This is a genomic window from Pseudonocardia humida (assembly GCF_023898865.1).
GTDB lineage: Bacteria > Actinomycetota > Actinomycetes > Mycobacteriales > Pseudonocardiaceae > Pseudonocardia > Pseudonocardia humida.
In genome coordinates this window covers 38,492-45,535 of record NZ_JAGSOV010000062.1, presented here as the reverse complement: position 1 = coordinate 45,535, position 7,044 = coordinate 38,492, and the positions used below count along the sequence as shown (strand labels likewise).

The window sequence follows — 7,044 nt, the reverse complement described above, 5'->3', positions numbered from 1 at the left end:
GCGCGGGCGGCCCCGCCAGTGGCTCTCCTGCTCCCGGGGCCGGCGCGCCCGCCCTGACCCGGAGGGCGCCACCGGCCCCGGGACGGGGAGACTGGGCCCGTCGGACGGGGGAGCATGGGCGAGCTGCGGGCACGGACGATCGTCGAGGCGCACCTCTACCTCGACCTGCTGCGCGCCGACGGCGGCCTCGGCCCCGACGACCCGGGCGACCCGGAGGGCTGGACGACCCTCGTCGAGGGCCCGATCTCCTGGATCCTGCGCGCCGACGGCGCGGGCGGGCGGTTCGCGCCGTTCGGCATCACGATCGCCTACGCCGACCTCGCCGAGGCCCGCCGCACCGGGGTCCGGTTCGGTCCGGGCCGGTCCACGCTGATCGACGCCGGCCAGTGGTTGGAGATGGCCGAGGTCTACGTCGAGCAGGCCGTCGAGGCGGAGATGGCCGTGACGGGTGGCCGCGACGACCTGCGCGAGGAGGCGCTGCTGGCCTGGCGCTTCGCCGTCGACGTCGCGGGGGAGGTGCTGCGGTTCCTGCCCGAGGGTGCCGCGGAGCTGCCCGACACCGCGTTCTGGACCGAGCGCAGCCGGCAGACCCGCCGGGCCGACCCGGAGCGCTTCACCCGGGCCGCCCTGGAGCACCGCGTGCGGACCTACCGGCAGCTCGCCGAGGACGCCACCGACCTGCTGCGGGGGTCGTGAGCGGGTCAGCGTTGGATGGACTTGGTCTCCACGAACTCCTCCAGCCCGAAGCGGCCGAGCTCGCGGCCGTTGCCGGACTGCTTGTAGCCGCCGAACGGCGCGGCGATGTTGAACGTGCCGCCGTTGACGTCGACCTGACCGGTGCGCAGCCGCCGGGCCACGGCCATGGCGTGCTCCTGCTCGCCGAACACCGCGCCGGCCAGGCCGTAGACGGTGCTGTTGGCGATCTCGACGGCCTGCTCCTCGTCGGCGTAGGGGATCACCGACAGGACCGGGCCGAAGATCTCCTCCTGGGCGATGACGGCGTTCGGGTCGACGTTCGCGAAGATCGTGGGGCGGACGTAGGCGCCGGACTCCAGGCCCTCGGGGGCGCCCGGGCCGCCGAACGCGACGGTGGCGCCGTCGGCGGCACCGCGCTCGATGTAGCCGTTGACCCGCTGCTGCTGGGCGGTGGAGGACATCGGGCCGATCCGGGTCTTCTCCTCGGTCGGGTCGCCGACCGAGTACTTCGCCGCGGCGGCCACGACCTGCTCGACGATCTCGTCGTGCCGGCTCGCCGGGACCAGCATCCGGGTCCACGCGGTGCAGGTCTGCCCGCCGTTGATCCAGGCGTTGGCCAGCCCGACCTTGACCGCCTTGCCCATGTCGGCGTCGTCGAGGATCACGTTCGCGGACTTGCCGCCCAGCTCGAGGGCCACCCGCTTGACGGTGTCCGAGGCGACCACCGAGACGCGCTTGCCCGCCCGGGTGGAGCCGGTGAAGGAGACCATGTCGACGTCGGGGTGCGCGGCGATCGCCTCGCCGACCACCGGGCCGGTGCCGTGCACGACGTTGAACGCGCCGGCGGGCAGCCCCGCCTCGGCGGCGACCTCGGCCAGGATCGCCGCGGTCAGCGGGGCGACCTCGGTGGGCTTGAGCACCACGGTGTTGCCGGCGATCAGCGCGGGCACGACCTTGGCCACGACCTGGTGCAGCGGGTAGTTCCACGGGGTGATCGCGCCGACCACGCCGATCGGCTCGCGCACGACCAGCGAGTTGCCGATCTCCTCGGTCCACGGGAAGCTCGCCGCCACCCCGGCCGCGGTGGCCGACGAGCCGATCGGCAGCCCGACCTGCACGGTGCGGGAGAACGAGATCGGCGAGCCCATCTCGGCGGTGATCGAGGCGGCGATGTCGCCCGCGCGGGCCTGCAGGCCCTGGGAGATGCGCTGGGCGACGGCGATCCGCTCCTCGACCGGCGTGCCCGCCCAGCCGGGCAGTGCCGCCCGGGCCGCGGCGACCGCGCGGTCGACGTCGGCGGCGGTGCCGGCGGGCACGGTGCCGACGATCGAGCCGTCGGCGGGGTTGACGACCTCGATGACCTCGCCGCCGCCGGCGACGCGCTCGCCGCCGATCCAGTGCGCGGACGTGCCGGACCCGGGTTCCACCGCTGGAGTTGCCATGCCCTCATACAAGCACCGGGCACCGGCCCCGACGATGGGCCGACCGCCTGGACGTCCGTTCAGGTCCCGGTGCTGAAGAACACGTTCTTGACCTCGGTGTAGCTCTCCACCGCGTGCGGCCCCAGCTCGCGCCCGGTCCCGGACTGCTTGAACCCGCCGAACGGCGTGTGCACCCGCACCCCGCTGTAGGAGTTCACCGCGAGCGCCCCGGCGTCGATCCGGCGGGCCACCCGCAGCGAGCGCTGCGCGTCGCCGGTCCAGATCGAGCCGGCCAGCCCGTACACCGAGTCGTTGGCCCGGGTGACGGCCTCGTCCTCGGTGTCGAACGGCAGCACCGACACGACCGGGCCGAAGATCTCCTCGCGGGCCGCGGGGTGGTCGTCGGCGATGGGGTGCAGGACGGTCGGGGCGAACCAGTAGCCCGGCCCGTCCGGCGCGGAGCCGGTGGTGCGCACGGGGGCGCCGTCGACGTAGCCGCGGACGCGGTCGCGTTGCTTCGCCGAGATGAGCGGGCCCATGTGGGTGGCCTCGTCGAGCGGGTCGCCGACGACCGTGCCGGCGACCACCTCGTCGAGCAGCCCCAGGAACTCCTCCACGGCCGGGCGCTGGACGAACACCCGCGAGCGGGCGCAGCAGTCCTGGCCGGAGTTGCCGAACACCGCGCCGCGCAGGCCGTCGGCGGCGGCGCGCAGGTCGGCGTCGGCGAAGACGACCGAGGCGGACTTCCCGCCCAGCTCCAGGGTGACGCGGGCGATCTTCTCCGCGGCCCGGCGGGCGATGTCCTTGCCCACCGCGGTCGACCCGGTGAACCCGATCTTGCCGATGCCCGGGTGGTCGACCAGCGCGCGCCCGACCGTCGGGCCCTCGCCGTGGATGACGGTGAACAGCCCGTCGGGCAGCCCGGCGGCGGCGCCGATGCGGGCCAGCGCGTGCGCCGTGAGCGGGGTCAGCTCCGAGGGCTTGAGCACGACCCCGTTGCCCGCGGCCAGCGCGGGCGCCACCTTCCAGCTCTCGATCATCAGCGGGAAGTTCCACGGGGTGATCAGCCCGACCACGCCGATCGGCTCGCGGAACGTCATGTCCACCCCGCCCGCGACCGGGATGGTCTCCCCGAGCAGCCGCTCGGGCCCGGCGGAGCAGTAGCGGAAGGTGTCGGCCGCGGACTGCACGCAGAACCGCGCGTCGCCGATCGGCATGCCGACGTTGCGGGCCTCCAGCCGGGCCAGCTCGTCGAGCTCGGCCTCCAGCCCGTCGGCGATGCGGCGCAGCGCCTGCGCCCGGTCGCGCGGGGCGGCCGCGTGCCACTCCCGCTGGGCGGCGCGGGCCCGGGCGACGATGGCGTCCAGCTCGCCGGGATCGGTCGTCGCGACGGTCTCCAGCACCTGCTCGGTCGCCGGCTCGATGACGTCGATGGTCTGCGCGCTCACCGGCTCACCCTAGGCCCCGTCGAGGACGATCTCGCCTTGATCGTCCGCACCTGTCGATCACGACGACGTCGTTCTCGACGGAGTGAGCGGTGAGTGAGTTGTGCCCGGTGGGGGTTTTGCCGACCACCGTCTGTGGTAGATCTGAAAACGGACAGAACACCCACTCGGAAGAGGTCATGGACGATCCCCCCAGTACCGGCGCGAGCCGCCGGACGCACCACCGATCTGACGGCTCGCGGCCCGTGGGGGCGCCGCGGTGACCGGTACCGTTCTCACGATCCTGCTCGGCGTGCTCGTCGTCATCGCCATCAGCGCGTTGACCGGGTACTTCGTCGCCCAGGAGTTCGGCTTCATGGCCGTCGACCGGTCCCGCCTGCGGGCCGCGGCGGCCACCGGCGACGCGGGCGCGCGCCGGGCGCTGGCGGTCACCAAGCGCACCTCGTTCATGCTCTCCGGCGCCCAGCTGGGCATCACGGTCACCGGTCTGGTGGTCGGGTACGTGGCCGAGCCGATGATCGGCGAGGGGGTCGGTGAGCTGCTGGGCGTGGCCGGCGTCCCCACCGCTGTCGGCGTCGCCATCGGCACGGTGCTGGCGCTGCTGCTCGCGACCGTCGTGCAGATGGTGCTCGGGGAGCTGTTCCCCAAGAACCTGGCCATCGCCCGCCCCGAGCGGGTCGCCCGGGCGCTGGCCCTGTCCACCCTGATCTACCTGCGGGTCCTCGGCTGGCTCATCCACGTCTTCGACGCGGCGTCCAACCTGCTGCTCAAGGCCGTGCGGATCGAGCCCGTGCACGACGTCGAGCACGCCGCGACCCCGCGCGACCTCGAAGCGATCATCGACGAGTCCCGCGAGCAGGGCGAGCTGCCGGTGGGGCTGTCGACCCTGCTCGACCGGGTCCTCGACTTCACCGACCGCACCGCGCGCGAGGCCATGATCCCGCGCCCGCGCGTGGGCACCGTCGCCGCCGACGTGCCGCTGCCCGACCTGGTGGCCCAGATGGCGCGCGGGCACTCCCGCTACCCCGTCACCGGCGACGGCGTCGACGACGTCATCGGCGTCGTGCACCTGCGCGCCGTCCTCGCCCTCACCGCCGAGGAGGCCGCCGAGCGCACCGTGCGCGACGTGATGCGCCCGCCGGTGTTCGTCCCGGAGTCGCTGCCGCTGCCCGCGGTGCTGGAGCAGTTGCGCGACACCGGCGACGAGCTGGCCTGCGTGCTCGACGAGTACGGCGGGCTGGCCGGCGTGATCACCGTCGAGGACGTCGCGGAGGAGCTGGTCGGGGAGATCACCGACGAGCACGACCCGGCCGGCGTCGACACCGGGCCGAAGACCGGCCGCGACGGGTGGCAGGTGTCCGGTTCCATGCACGTCGACGAGGTCGAGCGGCTGATCGACCACGACCTGCCCGAGGGCGACTACACGACCATCGGCGGCCTGCTGACCAGCCGGCTCGGTCGGCTGCCCGAGCCCGGCGACACCGTGGAGGTGCCGTTGCGCGGGGCCACCGACGAGCCGGAGCGGGTGCTGGGGCTGACGGTCCGCACGGTGCAGCGCCGCGTCGCCGAGACGCTCGAGGTGCGCTGGCTCGACCCCGACCCCGAGCGCGATTCCGCCCGTGAGGGCGTCACCGAGGGGAGCCGGTCGTGAGCGGCATCGGACCGGTCGGGTCGCTGCTGGTCGGCGCGGCCCTCATCGCGCTGAGCGCGTTCTTCGTGGCGATCGAGTTCGCGCTGGTCGCGGCCCGCCGCTACCGGCTGGAGGAGGCCGCGCAGACCAGCGCGTCGGCCCGCGCCGCGCTGCGCAGCTCCCGCGACCTGTCGCTGCTGCTGGCCGGCTCGCAGCTGGGCATCACGCTGTGCACGCTCGGGCTCGGCGCGGTGGCCAAGCCCGCGGTGCACGACCTGTTCGTGCCGCTGCTGGAGGGCTGGGGCCTGCCCGCCGCCACCTCCGACGTGCTCGCGTTCGTGCTGTCGCTGCTGGTGGTGACGTTCCTGCACCTGGTGGTGGGGGAGATGGCGCCCAAGTCGTGGGCCATCGCGCACCCCGAGCGCTCGGCGACGCTGCTGGCCCTGCCGATGCGCGCGTTCATGGTCGTCACCCGGCCGCTGCTGGTGGCGCTGAACGGCCTGGCCAACCGCTGCCTGCGGGCCGTCGGGGTGGAACCGGTGGACGAGGTGGCCGCCGGGCGCAACCCGGAGACGCTGCGCGAGCTGGTCGACCACTCCGCGCGGGCCGGTGCGCTCGACCGCGAGCGCCGCGACCAGTTGCTCGCCGCGCTGGAGCTGGACACCGCCGTGCTGCGCACCCTGGTGCGGCCGGCGGCGGAGATCAGCGCGGTGGACGCCGACGACACCGTCGACCGCGTGCGGGAGGTCTCCCGGGAGAGCGGGCACCTGCGGCTGCTGGTGCGCCGGGGCGGCGACGCGGTCGGTGTCGTGCACGTCCGCGACACGCTGGCCGTCGAGCCGGGGGCGACCGCCGCGCGGTTGATGCGCCCGGTGCCCACCCTGCCCGCCGACGTGCCCGTGCACGACGCGTTGAGCACGCTGCGCCGCGGGCGCAACCAGTTCGCGCTCGTCGAGGACGGCGACCGGCTGCTGGGGATGGTCACGATGCAGGACCTGCTCGACCGGCTGCTGCCCGATCCGCAGCTGTTCGACGAGACGGGCGCCCGCTGAGGCGGGGCGGTCGCGGCGGTGGTCGCGGCGGCGGTGGTCGCATCGCAGCGCCGTGCGCGACCGCCGCTGTGCGGTCCGCTGCTGCGGCTGGCGGGTCTGCGCCAACCGGTGGGAAGGCCGCGACCTGCGGCGCAGCGGCGCCGCTGCGCCGAGCGCCCGTCGTTGACGCGCGGGCGGGCGTCCGGCGGGGTCGAGCGGTCCGGTCGGCGCCGGTAACCCGGATTCGCCGATCTCCCCGTCGGTGTAGCGTCCGCCGCGGAACGGCCCGATTGCGGGGGAATCGTCGGGGGACGATGGCGACGGGCCGTTCCAACCCCGTTTCGCCGCCACCGGCGGCCACACTGGACCGGTGCCCGACCTCGACCCGGACGCCCGGCTCGCCCGCTTCGCCGCCGCCCGGGTGGCCCGGCTGGCCACGTTGCGCGCCGACGGCGCCCCACGCCTGGTGCCGGTGACGTTCGTGCTGGTCGACGGGCTGGTGTGCTCGGCGGTGGACGAGGTCAAGCCCAAGCGCACCGTCCGCCTGGCCCGCCTGGCCGACGTCGAGCGCGACCCGCGCGCCGGGCTCGTCGTCGACCACTACGCCGACGACTGGTCGCAGCTGTGGTGGGTGCGGGTGGACGGCACCGCCGCCGTCCACCACGACGGCGAGCTGCGCGACCGCGCGTTGGCCGCGCTGGTCGGCAAGTACCGGCCCTACGCCGCGGCACCGCCCAGGGGCGCGGTGCTGGTGGTCACGCCGATCCGCTGGACGGGCTGGACCGCCCGCTGACCGCCGCGGCGGTTTCCGGCCCGGGGCC

Annotated in this window: 6 protein-coding genes; 4 read left to right on the top strand and 2 right to left on the bottom strand. The window is 74.7% G+C overall.

Annotated features, from left to right (window positions below; genetic code table 11):
- Nucleotides 1–114: 114 nt before the first annotated feature.
- The gene (locus KDL28_RS29340) at nt 115–696 is read left to right on the top strand and encodes a hypothetical protein (protein WP_252443808.1); all 582 of its coding nucleotides are present in this window, start codon (nt 115–117) and stop codon (nt 694–696) included.
- Between the two features lie 5 nt (nt 697–701).
- On the opposite strand, the gene KDL28_RS29335 is transcribed toward KDL28_RS29340, so the two are convergent.
- Both KDL28_RS29335 and KDL28_RS29330 read right to left on the bottom strand, forming a co-directional pair.
- On the bottom strand, nt 702–2,138 hold the full coding sequence (locus KDL28_RS29335) for an aldehyde dehydrogenase family protein (RefSeq protein ID WP_252443806.1): 1,437 nt from the start codon (nt 2,136–2,138) through the stop codon (nt 702–704).
- Nucleotides 2,139–2,197: 59 nt separating this feature from the next.
- Nucleotides 2,198–3,565, bottom strand: a complete 1,368-nt coding sequence (locus KDL28_RS29330; protein ID WP_252443805.1) for an aldehyde dehydrogenase family protein — start codon at nt 3,563–3,565, stop codon at nt 2,198–2,200.
- A 256-nt stretch (nt 3,566–3,821) separates the two neighbouring features.
- Between KDL28_RS29330 and KDL28_RS29325 the strand changes: the two genes are divergently transcribed.
- From KDL28_RS29325 to KDL28_RS29315, 3 genes are all read left to right on the top strand, one after another.
- The gene (locus KDL28_RS29325) at nt 3,822–5,213 is read left to right on the top strand and encodes a hemolysin family protein (protein WP_252443803.1); all 1,392 of its coding nucleotides are present in this window, start codon (nt 3,822–3,824) and stop codon (nt 5,211–5,213) included.
- Complete coding sequence (locus KDL28_RS29320; RefSeq protein WP_252443801.1) at nt 5,210–6,244, top strand: hemolysin family protein; 1,035 nt, start codon at nt 5,210–5,212, stop codon at nt 6,242–6,244. Before KDL28_RS29325 ends, KDL28_RS29320 begins: the two co-directional genes overlap by 4 nt.
- Before the next feature lie 349 nt (nt 6,245–6,593).
- Nucleotides 6,594–7,016: a TIGR03668 family PPOX class F420-dependent oxidoreductase gene (locus KDL28_RS29315; protein WP_252443799.1), complete on the top strand. Its 423-nt coding sequence runs from the start codon at nt 6,594–6,596 to the stop codon at nt 7,014–7,016.
- Nucleotides 7,017–7,044: the final 28 nt, after the last annotated feature.

Coding starts and splice junctions, on each gene's coding strand:
- KDL28_RS29335 (WP_252443806.1), bottom strand. CDS start 2,138: ATGGCAACTCCAGCGGTGGAACCCGGGTCCGGCACGTCCGCGCACTGG.
- KDL28_RS29340 (WP_252443808.1), top strand. CDS start 115: ATGGGCGAGCTGCGGGCACGGACGATCGTCGAGGCGCACCTCTACCTC.